Source organism: Staphylococcus marylandisciuri, from assembly GCF_025519785.1.
Lineage (GTDB): Bacteria > Bacillota > Bacilli > Staphylococcales > Staphylococcaceae > Staphylococcus > Staphylococcus marylandisciuri.
This window is the reverse complement of sequence record NZ_JAOPKZ010000045.1, coordinates 1-388: the sequence shown is the minus strand read 5'-3', so window position 1 is coordinate 388 and position 388 is coordinate 1. Positions and strand designations below refer to the sequence as shown.

1 rRNA gene is annotated in these 388 nt (G+C 43.0%); it reads left to right on the top strand.

The features are described from left to right. Positions 1 to 298: 298 nt before the first annotated feature. Positions 299 to 388 (top strand): 23S ribosomal RNA (locus N9R04_RS11330); the annotation flags it as partial.

The window sequence follows — 388 nt, the reverse complement described above, 5'->3', positions numbered from 1 at the left end:
GAGTTTTTAAAAGCTTGAATTCAAAAATAATCGCTAGTGTTCGAACGAACACTCACTGATTAATAACTGGTGTGTTTGAGTTGAGTAAGTATGGGTTGCTTACCTACGTAAGTGACTGCGACTTCGAGGCGAAGTTGAAGAAGCATGCGAGCGCTTGACACAAAACAATATGCTTTGAAAGAAAGCGATTGTCAGGCGATGAAACGAGCTAAGAAGTAAAGGAGCTTATCTATGTAAGTGACTGCCACTTCGAAGTGAAGCTGAAGAAGCATGCGAACGCTTGACTCAAAGCAGGATAGATTAAGTTATTAAGGGCGCACGGTGAATGCCTTGGCACTAGAAGCCGATGAAGGACGTTACTAACGACGATATGCTTTGGGGAGCTGTA